The 16988-nt window shown below is 73.0% G+C and carries 10 protein-coding genes; 4 read left to right on the top strand and 6 right to left on the bottom strand.

The window, feature by feature from the left end:
* The first annotated feature begins 13 nt into the window (after positions 1-13).
* From ACIBH1_RS04955 to ACIBH1_RS04940, 4 genes are read left to right on the top strand one after another with little or no spacing between them, the layout of a single operon-like run.
* The gene (locus ACIBH1_RS04955; RefSeq protein WP_397312263.1) at positions 14-2881 is read left to right on the top strand and encodes an AMP-binding protein; all 2868 of its coding nucleotides are present in this window, start codon (positions 14-16) and stop codon (positions 2879-2881) included.
* Positions 2878-3114, top strand: a complete 237-nt coding sequence (locus ACIBH1_RS04950) for an acyl carrier protein (RefSeq protein WP_397312262.1) — start codon at positions 2878-2880, stop codon at positions 3112-3114. Before ACIBH1_RS04955 ends, ACIBH1_RS04950 begins: the two co-directional genes overlap by 4 nt.
* Positions 3111-4358, top strand: a complete 1248-nt coding sequence (locus tag ACIBH1_RS04945; protein ID WP_397312261.1) for a condensation domain-containing protein — start codon at positions 3111-3113, stop codon at positions 4356-4358. The genes ACIBH1_RS04950 and ACIBH1_RS04945 overlap by 4 nt, the downstream gene beginning before the upstream one ends.
* Positions 4355-6130, top strand: a complete 1776-nt coding sequence (locus ACIBH1_RS04940) for a N,N-dimethylformamidase beta subunit family domain-containing protein (RefSeq protein ID WP_397312259.1) — start codon at positions 4355-4357, stop codon at positions 6128-6130. Before ACIBH1_RS04945 ends, ACIBH1_RS04940 begins: the two co-directional genes overlap by 4 nt.
* On the opposite strand, the gene ACIBH1_RS04935 is transcribed toward ACIBH1_RS04940, so the two are convergent.
* From ACIBH1_RS04935 to ACIBH1_RS04910, 6 genes are read right to left on the bottom strand one after another with little or no spacing between them, the layout of a single operon-like run.
* Positions 6072-11261: an amino acid adenylation domain-containing protein gene (locus tag ACIBH1_RS04935; RefSeq protein ID WP_397312258.1), complete on the bottom strand. Its 5190-nt coding sequence runs from the start codon at positions 11259-11261 to the stop codon at positions 6072-6074. The two genes, ACIBH1_RS04940 and ACIBH1_RS04935, sit on opposite strands and share 59 nt — an antisense overlap.
* A complete protein-coding gene (locus ACIBH1_RS04930; RefSeq protein ID WP_397312257.1) occupies positions 11258-12313 on the bottom strand; it encodes a 2-oxo acid dehydrogenase subunit E2 in 1056 nt (351 codons plus the stop codon). Before ACIBH1_RS04930 ends, ACIBH1_RS04935 begins: the two co-directional genes overlap by 4 nt.
* Complete coding sequence (locus tag ACIBH1_RS04925) at positions 12306-13280, bottom strand: alpha-ketoacid dehydrogenase subunit beta (protein ID WP_397312256.1); 975 nt, start codon at positions 13278-13280, stop codon at positions 12306-12308. Before ACIBH1_RS04925 ends, ACIBH1_RS04930 begins: the two co-directional genes overlap by 8 nt.
* Positions 13271-14116, bottom strand: coding sequence for a thiamine pyrophosphate-dependent dehydrogenase E1 component subunit alpha (locus ACIBH1_RS04920; protein ID WP_397312255.1), 846 nt, complete (start codon positions 14114-14116; stop codon positions 13271-13273). The genes ACIBH1_RS04925 and ACIBH1_RS04920 overlap by 10 nt, the downstream gene beginning before the upstream one ends.
* Entirely contained in the window at positions 14106-15470 is a 1365-nt protein-coding gene (locus ACIBH1_RS04915) for a condensation domain-containing protein (RefSeq protein ID WP_397312254.1), read from the bottom strand. The genes ACIBH1_RS04920 and ACIBH1_RS04915 overlap by 11 nt, the downstream gene beginning before the upstream one ends.
* Positions 15467-16891: a class I adenylate-forming enzyme family protein gene (locus ACIBH1_RS04910; protein ID WP_397312253.1), complete on the bottom strand. Its 1425-nt coding sequence runs from the start codon at positions 16889-16891 to the stop codon at positions 15467-15469. Before ACIBH1_RS04910 ends, ACIBH1_RS04915 begins: the two co-directional genes overlap by 4 nt.
* Positions 16892-16988: the final 97 nt, after the last annotated feature.

The raw sequence follows: 16988 nt of genomic DNA, 5'->3' as shown, positions 1-16988 counted from the left end.
CGGGGGGACGGCTGTGCTCTCCTACGGGCAGGAACGGCTCTGGTTCCTGAACAGGCTCGACCCGGACGACCCGTCCTACAACTGCTCCTACGCCTACCGCCTGCGCGGTCCCCTTGACGTGGAGCGGCTGGAGTCGGCGTTCGAGACGGTCGTCGCCAGACACGACGCGCTGCGCACCCGCTACACCGAGGCGGACGGACGGCCGGAGGCGGTGATCGACCCGCCGGGCGGCTTCCGCGTCGAACGGCTCAGGGCCGAGCCCGGCCAGGCGCCCGGGCTGGTCAAGGAGCGCACCAACGCCACCTTCGACCTGGCCGAGCGCCCGCCCTTCCGGGTGACGCTCATCGAGCTGGCGCCCGACGACCACGTGCTCTGCGTCGTCCTGCACCACATCAACGGCGACGGCTGGTCGCTGACCGTGCTCCAGAACGAGGTCGGCGCCTGCTACGCGGGCGCCCCGCCGACCTCCCCCGCTCCCCAGCCCGCGCCTCGGCCGGAGCCGGAGCTCGACTGGTGGGTCGAGCGGCTGACCGGAACGCCGGTCCTGGAGCTGGCCACCGACCACGCACGCCCGGCCGTCCGCGGCACGGCGGGCGGCGAGGTGCGCTTCACGATCTCCCCTGAGCTGGCCGCGGCGGTCGCCGACACGGCGAGGCGGGCCAGGTGCACGCCGTTCATGGCGCTGCTCACCGCCTACCAGCTCCTGCTGGCCGGGCACAGCGGCCAGCAGGACTTCTGCGTCGGCGTGCCGAGTGCCGGACGCGGCACCCCCGAGCTGGAGCGCACGATCGGCTACCTGTCGACCACGATGGTGCTCAGGTGCGACCTCGGCGGCGACGCCTCGTTCACCGAGCTGCTCGCCCGGACCCGCAAGAGTGTGCTGCAGGCCCTGTCGCGGCCGGACGTGCCGGTCGACCGCCTGATCACCGCGTTAGGCCTGGAGCGTGACCTGTCCAGGACCCCGCTGTTCCAGACCATGTTCGCGCTCCACACCCAGGAGGACGTCGCCGACCCGCTGCCGGGTCTGGACGCCGAGCCGTACGACCACGGCTGGCATCCCGCGCGCCACGACCTCACCCTCGACCTCTACCCCCAGGCCGACGGCAGCCTGCTCGGCGTGGCGATCTACAGCGAGGAGCTGTTCGAGCGCGAGAGCGTCGAGGCGATGACCCGGCGCTACCTGTCGCTTCTGGAGACCGGCGAGCTCCTGCCCGACGACGAGAAGCGGCAGCTCGACGCGTGGAACGACACCGCCGTGGCGCCCGACGATCGCAGCGTCGCCCAGCTCGTCCTGGAGCAGGCGGCCAGGACTCCCGGCAGTTTCGCGGTCGACGACCTGACCTACCGCGATCTGGTCACCCGCGCGGGCGGCCTGGCCGAGCGGCTGCGCGGCCAGGGCATCGGTCCCGGCGACCTGGTGGCCGTCCGGCTGCCGCGCAGCGCCGACATGGTCGTCGCGCTCCTCGGCGTGAACCTGGCCGGAGCCGCCTACCTGCCGCTCGACCCCGACTACCCCGAGGCCAGGCTCGCCTACGTCCTGGAGGACTCCGGCGCCAAGCTGGTCCTGACCGACGTCGAGGCCGAGCCCGCCGAGCCGGTGCTCACCCCGGCCGAGACCGCCTACGTGCTCTACACCTCGGGCTCCACGGGCCGCCCGAAGGGCGTGGTGATCCCGCATCGGGCGCTGACGAACTTCGTGCACGCCATGAGCGACCTGCTCGACCCCCGCCCCGAGCACGTGTGGCTGGCCCTGACCTCCCTGTCGTTCGACATCTCCGGGCTGGAGCTCTACCTGCCGCTCGTCTCGGGCGGCCGGGTCGTGGTCGCGCAGAGCGCCCACGACGGCGTGCCGCCCGGCGTCACCCACGTCCAGGCGACGCCGTCGGGCTGGCGGGTGCTCCTGGCCGGCGAGCTGCCCGAGGTGGTCGCGCTGACGGGAGGCGAGCCGCTGCCGGTCAAGCTCGCCGCCGAGCTGCGCGCCCGCGTGCCGCGGCTGGTGAACATGTACGGCCCGACGGAGACGACGATCTGGTCCACCTGGTGGGAGGTGCCGCCGGAGCCCGCGTCGGTCTCGATCGGGCGGCCCCTGCGCAACACCACGCTGCATGTGGTGGACCGGCACGGCGAGCCGGTGCCGGTCGGCGTGCCGGGCGAGCTGCTGATCGGCGGCGCGGGCCTGGCCACCGGCTACCTGGGACGCCCCGAGCTTACGGCCGAGCGGTTCGGCGGCGGGCGCTACCGCACCGGCGACCTGGTCAGGTGGCTGCGCGACGGCACCCTGGAGTTCCTCGGCCGCACCGACAACCAGGTCAAGCTGCGCGGCCACCGCATCGAACTCGGCGAGATCGAGGCGGTCCTGGAGAGCCACCCCGACGTACGGCAGGCGGTCGCCGCGGTGCGCGACGACACCCTCGTGGCCTTCCTGGTCGGCGGCGAGCCCGACCAGGTCAGGGAGCACGCCGCCCGCCTGCTGCCCGCCTACATGCTGCCCTCCGCCCTGGCCGTGGTCGAGCGCCTGCCGCTGACTCCCAACGGCAAGGTCGACCGCAACGCGCTGCCCAAGCCGCAACCGGTCAAGGCGGGCTACCTGGCCCCGCGCACCGACGCGGAGGCGCTGGTCGCCGAGGTCTACACCGAGGTGCTCGAACTGGAGAAGGTCGGCGCGCACGACGACTTCTTCGCCCTCGGCGGCCACTCGCTGTCCGCCGTCCGCGCGGTCTCGCGGTTGCGCGCCACGATCGAGCTGGATGTGCCCATCCGCGCCCTGTTCTCCGCCCCGACCGTCGAGGGCCTGGCGCGGTCGATCGAGGAGTTGCTGGTCGCCGAGCTGGACCAGCTCTCCGACGAGGAGGCGGAGCGCCTCGCAAAGGAGCTGACATGATCAAGCAGAGACTGGCCGAACTGGTCGCGGAGGCCTCTGACAACGCTGTCACCGCGCAGGAGGCCCTCGACTCCGCCGTGCCGCTCAGCGCGCTCGGGCTGACGTCGATCGGCCAGATGCGGCTGGTCGACGCGATCGAGGCGGAGTTCGGGGTGGAGGTGGAGCTGACCGACGACGGCCTGGCCATGCTCGACGACCTCGACCGCCTCGCGGCCTTCGTCTCGGTCCCGTGAACGTCGAGTTCGCCGGTCCCGGATCGGGTACGGCCCCGCTGACCTGGGGTCAGCGGGCGATCTGGGAGACGATCGAGCGCACGGCGCCGGACGACCACTACTTCAACTTCGGGCGGATCGTCCGGGTGCCGCCGGGCGTCACCGTGGAGCTGGTCTCCGAGGCGCTGGCCCGGCTGGTCGAGCGGCACGGCTCGCTGCGCACTCTCCTCGACGACGGGGCGCAGCGCCTGCACGAGAAGGGACGGCTGCCGCTGATCGTGCGCGAGGGCGCCGACGCGGAGGCGGTGATGGCCGAGCTGGAGTCGGCCCGTTTCGACTACGAGCACGAATGGCCGCTCAGGGTCGCCCTGATCGCCGACGGCGACGTCGTCACCCACCTGGTGCTGGTCTTCTGCCACCTGGCCGCCGACGGGCTGGGCGCCGAGGTGGCCGTGCGCGACCTGCGCATGCTGCTGCTGGGCCGCTCGCCGCGCACGCCCGCGCCCCAGCCCCTGGACCTGGCCCGCTGGCAGAGCGGTCCTGACGGCCGCAGGGCCGCCGCCAAGGCCGCGGGCCACTGGGCGGCCGAGCACGCGCGCATGCCCTCGACCATGTTCCCCGAGCGGGTGGCCGAGGCCGCGCAGCCGCCGATCTGGCGGGCGCTGCTTCACTCCCCCGCCCTGGACCTGGCGGTGCGCGCGGTGGCGGCCGGCCATGCCGTCTCGACCTCGACCGTGCTCCTCAGCGCGGTCGCCAAGCTCGCCGGGCGCACCACGACCGCGGTGCTGCCGATCGTCGCCAACCGGTTCAGGCGCGACACGATCGGCCTGGTCAGCACGCTGTCGCAGGAGGGGCTGTTCACCGTCGACGTGGACCGCCCGTTCGACGAGCTGCTCAGGTCGGCCGCGCCCGCCGCCCTGCAGGCCTACCGCAGCGCCTACCACGACCCCGCCGACCGGGCGGCCGTCGTGGCCGCCGAGAGCGAGCGCCGCGGCGAGCCGGTGCATCCCAACTGCTGCTTCAACGACATGCGCTTCACCGATCCGGGGCCGGAGCCGTGCACCGGGGCCGAGCTCGACCGGGCGCTGGAGGAGAGCACGCTGACCTGGCCGATGAGCCAGGACAAGCTCAACTGCCGCTTCTGCGTGCACGTCGGCCCCGAGGGCGTCTCGCTCACCGCCGACACGCGCTACCTGCCCAAGCCCGCCATGGAGCGCTACCTGCTCGATCTGGAGTCGATGCTCGTCGAGGCGGCGCGGGCATGATCGCGGCCTACGCGCACGCCACCTCCTGCGTCCAGGGCGGCGAGCTGCGCTTCACGCTGTCGGCCGCCTCGCCCGTCGTGGTGACCGACGTCGCCGACGACCGGGTCGTCCACGAGGGCCGGGCGGGGACCGACTGGACCCTGCCGATCGGGGACGACTGGCCCAGCTCGCTCTACCGGGCGCGCTTCGGCCCCGAGCAGCCGTGGCCGTACAGCCTGCCGGGCTCGGCGCCGTGCCCCGACAACGAGGTCCACTTCGTCGTACGGCAGGCGCGCCCGACCTCGCCCATCCTGGTCAGCGTGCCCTTCACCACCTGGCAGGCCTACAACAGGTCGGGCGTGCCCGGCGAAGGGCTGTACTGGACCGAGTCCCCCGAGCGGGCCGGGCGCGTCAGCTTCGACCGACCGGGAGGCGGGCCGCCGCCCGAGCGGTGGGAGGAGGGCATGATCCGCTGGCTGCGTCCCGCGGGCTACGACGTCGCCTACTGCTCCAACCTCGACCTCGGCCCCGAACTGCTGGCGCCGCACCGCCTGCTGGTGGTCAACGGCCACGACGAGTACTGGTCGCGGGAGATGCGCGACGCGGTCGAGGACTTCGTGGCCGCCGGCGGCAACGTCGCCTTCTTCTCCGGCAACACCGCCTGGTGGCAGATCACGCTGGAGGACGGCGGCCGCACGATGGTCTGCGAGCGCGACCCCCTGACCGGCAGCGCCGAGTGGGTCGCCACGGACCGGCCGGAGAACACCCTGACCGGCACCAGCTTCCGCGCGGGAGCCGGCACCTGGGGCCCGTACATGCGGCGCATGCTCGACGAGTCGTACACCACGCGATTCGCCCAGCACTGGGTGTTCGAGGGTACCGGCCTGACCGACGGCGACAAGTTCGGCCAGGGCTGCCTCGGCTACGAGACCGACGCGGCCGAGTTCGAGGAGGTCGCCGGGGTGCCGAGGGTGACCGCGCGGGACGGCACGCCGCCGTCCTTCGTCGTGCTGGCCACCGCCGACCTGCGGCACTGGAGCGCCTACGGCCAGGGCGGCATGGCCACGATGGGCGTGTTCACCAGCGGCGCCGGCACCGTGTTCAACGCCGCCACCATCAACTGGGGCAACACGCTGCACGATCCCGTGGTCGAGCGCGTCACACGGAACGTGCTGGACCGGCTGTCGGCGCCGCCGTCGCCGCGCTGGGAGGTCATCGGGGCTGCCGCCGACATCCGCGCCATGGCCGTGCTGGGCCGTACGCTGCATGCGGTCGACGCCCACGGCACGTTGCTGGCGCGCGAGTTGTGCGGGCAGAACCTGGCCTGGCAGCCGGTGCGGTACGTCGGCGAGCTGCGCGCGCTGGCCGTGCCGCGTGAGGCGGCGGGCGGCGTCGGCGTCGAGCTGCTCGGGCTGTCGGCGGCCGGACGGCTGGTCAGCCTGGACCGCGGCGACCTCGGGCCCGCCCCCGAGGGGGCCCTGGCGCTGGCCGTGGCCGACAACGCCTTCCATGTCGCCACCGACCGCGACGAGTTGTGGAGCCTGACCTTCGGCGAGCGGACCTGGCGCCACGCCGGTCCCGCCGCCGGTGCGCGTTGCCTGTCCTCCATGAACGGCCGGCTCTACGCCGCCGACGCGGTGGGAGACGTGCACACCATGATCCCCGGCGGTACCTGGGAGCCGCTCGGGTTCCGGGCGCCCGGCGAGGTGTTCACCACCTGCGCCGGGCGCCTGGTCAGCGCCGGACGGTCGGAGCCCCTGCGCTGGCGGCCGGTTCGGCGGCCCGCGCGCTGATCTCCTGGTAGCCGATGAGGTCGTCCGGCGGCGAGTCGGGCACCTCCTCGTCGAAGCGGGCCAGCGTGCGCACCCGCAGCGCCACCAGCACCACGATGGTGATCGCCAGCGCGAGCAGCAGGTACATTAGGCCGATGCCGCGCCCGGGACCCGTGCCGATGACCGCGCCCACGCTGCCGGCCAGCGCTCCCCCGGGCGCCATCAGCGGCTCCACCAGCGCCGTGCCGAACGGCGCCACGAGACCGAACCCGATCGGCAGCGTCGACCAGGCGATCATCGTGTTCAGCGCGAACACCCGGCCGTGGTAGCGGCGCGGCACCTTCACCTGGACGATCGTGGCGTAGATGCCGTTGACCGTGGTGAGGGCGAACGACAGGCCGAACGCGCCGACCGCGACCACCCACAACTCGGCGCGCAGGCCCGTCACCAGCGCGGCCGCCGCCAGCCCGAGCACCGAGAGCAGCATGCCCCGCATGCGCCGCCGCCGCGGGCCGCCCCAGATCGTCAGCACCAGGCCGCCGAGGAACGCGCCCAGGCCGCCCGCGAACGCCGCCCTGCCCACGTCGGCGAGCGTGGCGAACCCCAGCACGAGCGGGGTGACCAGGACGAACAGCGGGGAGAGGAAGACGTTGAGCACGGTGAAGAAGAGCACCATGTCGCGCAGGCCGCGCACGCCCCAGGTGAAGCGCCAGCCGCCGGCGATCTCCGCGCCCAGCGTCTCGCGCCTGCGCGCCGCCATCGTCTTCGGGAAGCGGATCATCAGCAGCGTGCCGATGGCCAGGGTGTAGGAGACCACCTCGATGGCGAGGATGCCCTCCAGCCCGATCAGGGCGACCAGGCCGACCGCGATCAGCGGGACGAGCAGCTGGGAGGTGCCGGTGACCAGTTGCACGATGCCGTTGGCGTGGCCCAGGTAGCGCTTGGGCACCAGCTGCGGCACCGCCGACTGGTAGGCCAGGCGCTGGAAGGTGAGCGCCACCGACAGCAGCGCCAGCAGCGGGTAGACGTGCCAGAGCTGCAGGTTGCCGGTCCACAGCAGGACTCCGAGCGCCAGCTGGGTGGAGCCCGCGGCGGTGCTGCCCGCGAGCATGACCGTGCGGCGGTCGTAGCGGTCGACCACGGCCCCGGCGATCGGCGCCACCAGCGTGCCGGGCACCAGCGCCAGCACGGAGAAGAGCGCGAAGCTCACCAGCGAGCCGGTGGTCGTGTAGATCCAGATCGGCACGGCGAACTCGGTCAGGGCCGCGCCGATGATCGAGATCAGCTGGCCCGCGGCGACGGCGGAGAAGCGCCGCATGGTCGGCTCGGGGCCGGCCTGCGCGGACGAGTGCTCGGAGACTCCCTCCACCCACCAGGTGGAGCGCGGGATCCGCTCCCATTCGTGGTGGGTCCTGGTGACGATCTGGGCCAGTTCGGATGCCCGGTACTTCAGGTAGTAGTGCCCGGCCTCGTCGAGCACGACCAGCGCGGTGCGCTCGGCGATGCGGTGCCACTCGCGGAAACGTTCCTGGTAGTAGTCGGTGGCCGGGTCGCGCTCGCCGACGACCGAGATGACCGGGGCGCGCAGCCGTAGGGGGTCCTCCTCGAAGAGCCGGGTGAAGTACTCCTCCGCCTCCTTGGTGCCGCGCCGCTGGTTGTCGATGAGCAGCTGCAGCTCGGCCTGGTCGAGCCCGTCGGTGTCGAGCCCGGCGGCGCGCAGCCCGTTGGCCCAGTGCTGGTCGCCCTGGAGCTTCTCGATCGCCTCGGTGATGCGGCGCAGGCCCTTGCGCGGGCGGGCGAAGGGGAAGACGCCGCCCAGGTAGACCGCGTCCACGTCGCGTCCCGCCGCCTCCAGCCGGCGGGCGATCTCGACCGTGAGCATCACGCCGAGCCCGCAGTGGCCGTAGAGCGACAGCGGCCCGCGCACCCGCTCCAGGATCTCGGCCGCGCACCGTTCGGCGATCTCCTCGACCGCGGTGGCCTGCTCGTGCGCGCCGAGCTCGTGTCCCGGCACCGTCACCGTGTACAGGGCGTGCCCGGCCGGCATCTCGTCGGCCAGCGGCTGGTAGATGGCCGCGCTGCCGCCGCTGTAGGGGATGCAGACAACACTCGCCGTCGCCGTCTGCTCCCGGGTGAGCCGGTGGACCAGCCGCCCCGAGTCGGCGGTCTGCGACAGCGCGGCCAGACCTTGCACGGTGGGATGCTGGAACAGGTCGAGGATGGTCACCGGGCGCGGCAGGCGCCGCTTGAGCCTGGCCACCACCTGCGCCGCCAGCAGCGAGTGCCCGCCGAGGTCGAAGAAGTCGTCGTGTGCGCCGACCCGCTCCAGCCCGAGCACCTCGGCCCAGACCTCGGCGACGGCCCGCTCCAGCTCGGTCGACGGCTCGACGAAGGCGATCTCCTGGTCCGGCCGCCCCTCGTCGGGTTCCGGCAGCCTGGCCCTGTCGACCTTGCCGTGCGACTTGAGCGGCAGCTCCTCCAGCCAGACGTAGCGGACCGGGATCATGTAGTCGGGAAGCGTACGGCCCAGCCGGGCGCGCAGCTCGCTGACGCTCAGCCGCTCGCCTGTCAGGTAGCCGACGAGCCGGTCGCCCTTGAGCTCGACCACGGCCTGCTCGACCTCGGGCAGCGCCGACAGCGCCACCTCGATCTCGCCCAGCTCCACGCGGTGGCCGCGGACCTTGACCTGCAGGTCGCGGCGGCCCAGGAAGCACAGCTCCCCGGTCGGCAGCCAGCGGCCCAGGTCGCCGGTGCGGTAGAAGCGCTCGCCGTCGAGGTCGACGAACTTCTCGGCGGTCAGCTCCGGCCTGCCGAGGTATCCGCGGGCCAGGCGGTCGCCGCCCAGGTGGATCTCGCCGGTGGCGCCGATCGGCACGGGCCGTCCCGCGGCGTCGAGCACGAGCACGCGGGCGCCGGGCAGCGGCCGGCCGATGGGCAGGGCGGGCTCGGTCTCGTGGCCGGTGACCTCGTGGGTGGTGATGCCGACGGTCGCCTCGGTGGGCCCGTAGTGGTTGATCACCCTGGTCCTGCGCGACAGCTCGCCCGCCCAGGCGCTGCGCGAGGCCTCGCCTCCGAGGATGAGCAGCTTGCGCGGCAGGCGCTGGTCCCCCGTGGCCAGCAGGGAAGCCAGGTGGGAGGGGGTCAGCTTCAGGTAGTCGGCCTCGGGCAGCTCCTGGGTCTGCGGGTCGAGCAGCTGGAGCGTGCCGCCGGTCAGCAACGACAGGTAGAAGGTCGTGATGCCGAAGTCGAAGGCGAGCGACTGCATCAGCGCGAACCGCGAGCCCGGCTCGACGCCGAACCGCTCGCGCACCCCGGCCAGGTAGGTGAGGATCTGCCGGTGCTGCACCGCCACGCCCTTGGGCCTGCCGGTGGTGCCCGAGGTGTAGATCACGTAGGCGAGGTGGTCGGGTGTGGTGCCCGGATCGCGTAACTCGCCGTCCTCGCCCGTCACGTCGGTCAGCACGGTGACGGCGCCGGAGTCCTCGACCAGGTAGTCGAGCCGTTCCTGCGGCAGCTTGGGGTCGAGCGGCACGTAGGCGCCGCCCGCCTTCAGCACGCCGAGCAGCGCGACCGCGATGTCGACCGACTGCTCCAGCAGCACGCCGACGCGCACGTCCGGGCCGACGCCGCGGCGCTGCAGCGCCACCGCGAGCCGGGTCGCGCGCCGGTCCAGCTCGCTGTAGGTCAGCTCGTCGCCGTCGCAGGTGACGGCGACGCCCTCGCCCGGCTGGAGCACCTCGTGCAGCAGCCGTGCCTGGAGCGGGCGCACCTCCTCGCCGCGGCCGAAGGAGTCGATGAGCTCCAGCTCGCCCTCGTCCATCACCTCCAGCTCCGACAGGCGGGCCAGCGGACGCTCGGCGATCGAGCGCACGAGGGTCTCGAAGCGCCTGGCCAGGCGTTCGGCGCTCTCGCCTGTGAACAGGTCGGTGCTGTAGGTCAGCGAGCCCGTCAGCTCGTCACCCGTCTCGAACAGGTACAGGCACAGGTCGGCCCGGGTGCTGGTGATCGGGACGTCGACCGCCTCGACGTCGCCCGCCCGGTCGAAGTTCTGCAGGGCGAAGATGGCCTGGCAGATCGGCGAGCGGCTGACGTCGCGCGGCACGTTGAGCTCGGTGACCAGCCGCTCGAACGGCAGGTCCTGGTGCGCGTAGGCGTCCAGGGCCGATTCCTTGACCTGGGCGAGCAGCTCCTCGAAGGTGGGGTCGCCGTCCAGGCCCGCCCGCATCACGAGGGTGTTGACGAACATCCCGACGACGCCGTCGAGCTCCGGCAGCCCGCGCCCGGCCACCGGGGTGCCGACCGCGAAGTCGTCCTGCCCGGTCAGCCGGCCCAGGAGCACCTGGAAGGCGGTGAGCAGGGTCATGTACGGCGTGGCGTGCGCGCGGGCGCTCACCTCCGCCAGCCTGGCGACCACGTCGGCGCCGATCCGCACCGGGGTCGCGGCTCCCACGTCCCGGCGCACCGCGGGGCGCGGCCGGTCGGTGGGCAGCTCCAGTGGGGGAACGTCACGCAGCCGCTCCCGCCAGTACGCCACCTCCCTGCCGTAGTCGCGCCCTGCCTCCCAGATCGCGTAGTCGCCGTAGCCGATCGGCGGCTCCGCCATCGGCCGCCGGTCGTAGCAGGCGAGCAGGTCGCGCAGCACGATCTCGGCCGACCAGCCGTCGACGACGATGTGGTGGGCCTTGAGGAGCAGCAGGTGGTCGTCGGGCGCGAGCCTGACGAGCAGGACCTGCAGCATCGGGTCCTCGGCCAGGTCGATGGGGACGGTCAGCTCGGCCTCGGCGAGCCGGAGCCCCTCCTCCAGGCTCGCCGCCCGGCACACCTTCAGCGCGGGGTTGTCGGGCTCGCGCAGCACCAGGCTCGGCCGGCCGTCGTCGGTGGCGCGGAAGTTCATCCGCAGCGCCTCGTGCCTGGCCAGCAGCCGGACCAGCGCCACGCGCAGGTCCTGCTCGTCGATCGGGCGGCGCAGGCGCACCAGCGACGGGACCACGAACGCGGTCGAGCCCGGCTCGTACTGGTCGAGGAACCACAGCCGCTCCTGGGCGTGCGCGAGCGGCGGCGCGACGCCCTCGGGACGCGGCTCGATCGTGCGCGCCTCGCGACGGCGCAGGCGCTGGGCCAGCAGCGCCCGCTTGGCTTCTGTGAGCGTCATGAGACCTCGTTCTTCAGCGCGCTCAGGAAGAGCGCCGCGTCACGGCCGTTGATCAGCCGGTGGTCGTAGGCCAGGCCGACGTCGGCGACCATGCGCTCGCCCTCCTGCCTGGCGGCGGGCAGGGCCAGCGCGGCGACCTGGCCGGGGAAGACGAACGGGACCGCCATGATCACGTCCGGCTCGGTGTGGAGGGTCAGGGCGATGTTGGCCCCGGTCAGCTCGGCGCCCTTGAACTCGCCCTTGCTCGCGGCCACGCGGTAGCGCATGAGGGTGACGGCCAGCTCCTTGACGGACAGGCTCGCCGGGTCGCGCACGACGGGCACGTAGAGGCCCTCGCCCAGGTCGAAGGTGACGCCGACGTTCGGCGCCGGTGACGGGAGCGCCTGGTCGCCGTCGAGGGTGGCGAAGAACATCGGGAAGCGGGGGTGCAGGGCGGCGACGGCGTGCACGAACAGCTCGGCCAGGCCGACGGGCCTGCGCACCTGCTGGGTGAGCTCCTCGGCCCTGGCCAGCGCCGGGCCGACGTCGAAGCGCATCACCGTGTAGGCGGCGGGGATGGTCTGGTGCGACATGGACACCGCCCGCGCCACCGCCCGCTGCACGCGGGTCAGCGGAACGCCGCCCTCGGCGGAGTGCGGCGCCGGGGCGCGGCGCGCGGCCACCTCCTCCACGTGCGAGCGCTTCACGACGGAGACCCCGAGCTCGGCGATCTCCGCCTCCGTCACCCCCAGCTCGGCCATCAGGACGCGGGCGGGCTCGGTGATCAGCGGCCCCTCGCCGGACGGCTGCGCCGGCGCGGGCGGGGCCGGAGCCGGAGCGTGCTCCCCCGCGACCCGCGCGAGCACGGCGCCGGGCTCGCACCAGGCCCCCTCCTTCACCTCGTGCACCAACACCCCGTCGGCGGGCGCCTCCAGGTCGGTGGCCGCCTTGGAGCTCTCCACGACCGCCACCACCTGCCCGGCCCGCACCTCGGCGCCGTCTCCCACGACCCACTCCACCAGCAGGTACTCGGTGTCGTTCGGGTTGAGCCTGGGAACCAGCAGTTCACCCACGGAGGACCTCCAGTACGGCTGCGCCGATCGTCTCCTCGTTCAGCAGCACCTCGCGTTCGAGGTGCAGGGCGGCGGGGATCACCCCGTCGCGCGAGTGCGCCACCGCGACGGGCCGCCGCAGCCGCCCCCACAACCGGCCGTGCAGTTGGTGAGCGACCTCGCTCCCCCAGGTCCCGCCGGCGGTGCTCTCCTCGGCGACCACGACCGCGTCCCCGAGGTAGGGCAGCAGCGCGTCGACGTCGAGCGGGTAGAGCCGCGACGGCACCAGCAGCCGGCACGACACCTCCTGCTCCATCAGGAGCGTGCGCATGGCGGCCATGGCCCGGTGGGCGACGCCGCCGGGGGCGATCACGACGCATTCGGGCGCGTCGTCGAGGTCGACCACGGCCAGCTCGCCGTCGAGGCGGACGCGGAAGATCGGGTCGGCCTCGTGCATGCGCCGCGTGTAGAGGACCTTGTCCTCGAAGAGGATGCCCGGCTCCCCGCGCGACAACATCGACCGCAGGACGAGCGCGTTGTCGTGGAACGGCGACATCTCGTACAGGGACAGGCCGGGCATTCCGATGAAGTGTTTGTGCAGGCTCTGGCTGTGCGTCGGGCCGTAGCCGCGCCCGCCTCCCATGGGGGCGCGCACGATGAGCCGCAGCGGCAGCGGCCTGCCGTACATGGAGACGGACTTGCTGGCGAAGTTGCACAGCTGGTCGAAGGCGAGCGCGACGAAGTCGCCGAACATGATCTCCACGACGGCGGTGTCGCCGGCGAGTGCCAGCCCGCCGGCGACGCCGGTGATCGCTCCCTCGCTGATCGGGGTGGACAGGACCCTGCCGGGGAAGCGCGTCGACAGGCCGCGGGTGGCCTTGAACGCTCCGCCGTACGGGTCGGTGACGTCCTCGCCGAGCAGGTAGGCGCGCGGGTCGTCGGCGAGCAGCCCGTGCAGGGCGAGGTTGAGGTTCTCCACTACGCGCATGGCCGGGCCGACACCTCTCCGACGATCTCCTGGATGCGGGCGCGGGCCGCCCGGTCGGCCTGGCCGCCCTCGTGGAGGGGGTACCAGTCGTGCTTGCGTGCCAGCGCGAGGGTCTCGGCGTCGCGCGTGTCGTCGCCCTTGCTGTGCGGTCCGACCCGGTGGGTGACGAACTCGACGACGGCCGGGCGTCCGGTGCGCACCGCGCCGACGGTCTCGGCGACGTCGTCGCGGATCTCGTCGATCACGAGAGAGGTCACCAGGCGGTGCTCGACGCCGAAGGCGGCGGCCCGGCCGGAGATGCTGCCGGCCAGCTGCTGCTCGGTCGGCGTCGACTGGGCGATGCCGTTGTTCTCCACGACGACCATCAACGGCAGCTCCCACAGGGCGGCCAGGTTGAGCGCCTCGTAGACGGCACCCTCTCCCCAGGTGCCGTCGCCGATGTAGGCGCAGGCCAGCCGGCCGCTGCCCTTCAGGTGCAGCGCCACTCCGGCGGCCACGGGCAGGCTCTGCCCCTGGACGCCGGTCGACAGGTAGGTCTCGCGGTACAGGTGCTGGCTGCCGCCCACCCCGCCGCAGACGCCGCCCCGCCTGCCCATGATCTCGGCGAGCAGGCCGTGGAAGTCGCGGAACCTGGCCAGGTAGTGGCCGTGGCCGCGATGGTTGCTGAAGACGTGGTCGTCCTCGCGCAGGAGCGGCCCGAGGGCGACGGGCACGTACTCCTGCCCGAGGCAGGTGTGCGTGGTGCCGTTGAGCTCGCCCCGGTCGAACAGGTCCAGCAGGGCCAGCTCGAAGTGCCGGATGAGCAGGAGCAGTTCGAGATCGTCCTCAGCGGGCATGGGTGAGCACCCCGGCGATGGTGGGGTTGTCGAAGAAGTCGTCCAGCTCGACCTTGACGCCCAGCCGCTTGTCCATCCTGGCGATGATCTGGGTGATGGTCAGCGAGTGCCCGCCCAGGTCGAAGATGTCGTCGTCGTCGAGCACGGGCGAGATGCCGAGCACCTCCTCCCAGATCTGCCTGACCTGCTCGGTCAGCTCGCTCGCGGCGGCGGGCGCGGCCTGCTCGGCCAGGACGGACGAGGACGCCGTGCGGGTCTCGAAGCCGACGAGCTCGCCCAGGGCCCGGCCGGGGTCGGCGGCCACGAGCGCGGCCAGGTCGGCGGCCAGCCGCGGGCCGTCCACCTCGGGCAGGTGCCGCAGGCTGACGCGCAGTCCTGAGGCGGTGTCGACGCACTGCAGGTGGACGGCGCCGCGCACGGCGTGGTTGAAGACGGTCCAGTCGACCTCGGCGGTGACGCCCTCGAAGGCGGGCTCGGGCTCGGTCCTGCGGCGGTAGCTCACCGACACCGGGGTCAGGGCCGCGTGCGGGCGCAGGTGGGGCACGGCCGCGGCGAGCGGCACCGCGCGGTGGCGGTAGATCTCCCGCAGGGTGGCGCGCAGCCCGGTGGCGAACTCCAGGAAGGTCTGCTCGGGTCGCGGGCTGGAGGCGACGGGCAGCTCGGTGACGAACGAGCCGATGGTGTCGTGGGTGTCGGAGGTCCTGGTGGACAGGTCGATGGCGGTGACGACGTCGGCGTTGCCGTACCCGCGCAGCAGCACGTGCAGCGCGGCGAGCAGGTGCTCGAAGCGCGACAGCCCGGCGATGGCGGGCGGGTCGAGGGTGATCTCGGTGGCCAGCGCGCGGCCCGCGTGCCTGGCCGTGTACGGCACGCCCTGCACGACGGTCTCGCCCGGCTCGTTCCAGCGCCCGGCCCAGAACGCGGCCGCGCGCGAGACCTCGAGCTCCTGGGCGTAGCAGGCGGCCAGGTCACGCAGGAGGATCTCCTTGGACAGCCCGTCGAAGACGACGTGGTGGGCGACGAACAGCAGGGTCCGCCCGAACAGGGTGAAGCGCGACAGCGGGCCCTTGTCCAGGTCGAACGGCTCGCGGATCAGCGACTCGTCGAGCTCGCCCTCCGCGCTCTCGATGGACGCCCGGCCGCCGGGCACGAGCACGAGGCGGTCGCCGTCCTCGCGCAGCGCCCCCGCCAGGACCGGATGCCTGCGGACCAGGGCCGCGCAGGCGCGTAACAGCGCCGCGGAGTCCAGGTCCTGGCCGAACCGGACGACGAGCGGCACGTGGAAGGCCGATCCCGTCTCCGTCAGCTGCTCGGTCACCCACATGCCCCGCTGGGCGAGCGAAGCCTCGATCATTGCAATGCTCCCAGGAGTTGACGCTTGTCGACCTTGCCGCCCCGGTTGCGGGGCAGTGCCTCGACCGTGTGCACCTGCGCGGGCACCTCGTGCGGGGCGAGCCGGTCTTTCAGGAAGAGCCGCAGGTCCTCCGCCGGAAGCGGAGCGCGGGTGACGATCACGGCGGCGATGGCGCGCCCGAGCACGGGGTGCGGCACGCCGAGCACGGCCGCCTCGACCACATCGGGGTGGGCGTAGACGGCCTCTTCGACACGGATGGTGGAGACCTTGAACGCGCCGGACTTGACGACGTCGCTCTCCCGGTCGACCAGGAACAGGTAGCCCTCGTCGTCGAGGTAGCCCAGGTCGCCCATGCGCACCCAGCCGTCGCGGAAGACGTCGCTCGCGGGGTCGCCGTAGTAGGCGCGTGGGACAGTGGGCGAGCGCATCCAGACCTCGCCCGTCTGGCCGGGCGCGGCGGGTGCGCCGTCGGGAGCGGCGATGCGGACGCCGCCTCCGGCGACCGCCCTGCCGACGCTGCCGGGACGCTCCGGGTCGAACATCATGATGGTCTGGGCGGGCGCCGCCTCGGTCGAGGTGTAGTAGTTGGTGATCGCCGCCCGGGGGAAGGCCGCCGTCAGCCGCTGGGCGATCGGCCCCGGCAGAGGAGCGGCGGCCGAGCCCAGGAGCAGCACGCTCGACAGGTCGTGCCGTTCGTGCACACCGGCGTTGAGCAGCTCGATCGCCATCGCGGGCACCAGGAAGACGGTGCCCGCGCGATACGACTCGATGAGCGCCCCGAACCGGCCGGGCGTGAAGCGCGGCAGGGTCACCACCGCGGGGTTGGCGTCGATCGCGGACAGCAGCATGGTCTGGCCCGCGTTCGTGCCGATGGGGAAGGCTTGGGCCAGGTGCCGGGAGTGGGCGAAGGGCCGGCGTTTGCCGCCCATGCCGTAGGCCAGGTTGGCGTGCGTGGCCACGACGCCCTTGGGCCGCCCGGTCGTTCCTGAGGTGTAGAGGATCTGCGCCCGGTCGCGGGCGGCGAGCCTGGGCAGTTCGGCGGGTGGGGCCGCCGCACTGCCCAGGGGCCAGCCGCCGCTGAAGGGCAGGGCGCCGTGCACCACGCCCGCGGCGCCGCAGTCGCGCAGCACGAGGTCGAGGTCGGCGGCGGCCAGCCGGTCCGACAGCGGCACGGCCACGGCCCCGGCGCGCAGCACCGCGCAGAAGGCCACGGCGTAGTCGGTCCACTCCGCGGCGGAGAACAGCAGGCCGACCCGGTCGCCGGGGCGCACGCCCCGCTCGATCAGGCCGGTGGCGACCTCGCCCGAGCGCGAGGCCCATGCACCGAAGGTGAGCTCTTCCCGACCGTGGACGATCATGGCCGTGCGGTCGGGTTCCCGCTGGGCGCGGGCGGCGAGTAAGTCGGGGACGGTCAGGTTCACCCGGGCACTCCAGGGAAGAACAGACAGGAAACTTTCCTATTTATTTTGCAAGTCTTACATGATCACCAAACGCGGCGCAAGGTTCCGGCCCGATACG

Source organism: Nonomuraea sp. NPDC050663 (assembly GCF_044456985.1).
Classification (GTDB): domain Bacteria; phylum Actinomycetota; class Actinomycetes; order Streptosporangiales; family Streptosporangiaceae; genus Nonomuraea.
This window is presented reverse-complemented; position numbering and strand designations above follow the sequence as displayed.